This window comes from Bartonella sp. AD328YNZD (assembly GCF_042196425.1).
Map to the genome: position 1 here is coordinate 1 of NZ_JBHIQG010000476.1, position 1,489 is coordinate 1,489.

General features: G+C 38.1%; 2 protein-coding genes. Both read left to right on the forward strand.

Going from position 1 to position 1,489, the window contains the following annotated elements; translation table 11 throughout:
• The coding region (locus tag ACFIO3_RS12970) for an NADH-quinone oxidoreductase subunit C (RefSeq protein ID WP_375704595.1) at positions 1 to 535 on the forward strand (535 nt) is incomplete at its 5' end.
• Between the two features lie 120 nt (positions 536 to 655).
• Positions 656 to 1,489 (forward strand): NADH-quinone oxidoreductase subunit D (locus tag ACFIO3_RS12975; RefSeq protein ID WP_375704596.1); only part of this gene is annotated, 834 nt, incomplete at its 3' end.

The following is a 1,489-nucleotide window of genomic DNA, read 5'->3' on the forward strand; positions in this document are numbered from 1 at the left end:
TGCTTTTGGTGAATTGACTATTGTGGCACGTCTTGATGCAATTATCGATGTCTTAATGTTTGTTCGTGATGATTCTCGCTGTCAATTTATTAATCTCACAGACATTAGTGGTGTGGATTATCCTTCCCGCGATAAGCGCTTTGATGTTTCTTACCAATTATTATCCCCTCGTGAGAATTTACGCTTACGTGTAAAAGTTCGTACGGATGAAAATACTCCCGTTGCTTCAGCTTGTACGGTTTATCCTGGTGCAGAGTGGTATGAACGTGAAACGTATGATATGTATGGGATTTTATTTTCAGGACATCCGGATTTAAGACGGATTTTAACAGATTATGGTTTTGAAGGATATCCTTTACGTAAAGACTTTCCTGTGACAGGATTTGTTGAATGCCGTTATGATAATGAAGCAAAGAGGGTGATTTATGAGCCTGTTGTTTTGCGCCAAGAGATGCGTAATTTTGATTTTCTTTCTCCTTGGGAAGGAGGACAATATATTTTACCATGTGATGAAAAAGCAGACAGTAAAAAATGATATTGGTTTTGATAAGGCGTTCTATTAGAATAGCATATTTTTAAAATAATTAATGTTTTTAATATGATAGATTTTTTTAATATTTGATATGAAGTTTTTAAAAAAAGCAAGGGGTTGATTGTGGCTGAGGTCAATGTTCGAAACTTTAATATCAATTTTGGTCCGCAGCATCCTGCCGCGCATGGGGTTTTGCGCATGGTTCTGGAGCTGGACGGTGAAGTTGTTGAGCGTGTAGATCCACATATTGGGTTGTTGCATCGCGGTACTGAAAAATTAATGGAAACAAAGACTTATCTCCAAGCGGGTCCTTATCTAGATCGTTTGGATTATGTTGCTCCTATGAATCAGGAACATGCTTTTGTTCTTGCTATTGAAAAGTTATTAGATATAAAAGTTCCTAAAAGAGGGCAATTAATACGTGTTTTGTTTTCTGAAATTGGGCGTATTCTTAATCATTTGCTTAATGTAACGACACAGGCAATGGATGTTGGTGCTTTAACACCACCGCTTTGGGGATTTGAGCAACGTGAAAGATTGATGATTTTTTATGAGCGTGCCTGTGGTGCTCGTCTTCATGCAAATTATTTTCGCCCCGGTGGCGTGCATCAAGATTTACCAGAATCTTTAGTTGAGGGTATTGGTGATTTTATTGATCCATTTCTTGTTTCTCTCGGAAAACTTGATGCGCTTGTGACCCCAAATCGAATTTTTAAGCAGCGTAATGTGGATATTGGCGTTGTAAGTATTGATGAAGCTTGGGCACGCGGTTTTTCTGGGGTTATGATTCGTGGAGCTGGTATTCCATGGGATTTGCGTAAAAGTCAGCCTTATGAATGTTACGATGAAATGGAATTCGATATTCCTATAGGTAAAAATAGTGATTGTTATGATCGCTATCTTATTCGTATGGAAGAAATGCGTCAATCAGCGAAAATTATGCGTCAATGCGTAGAA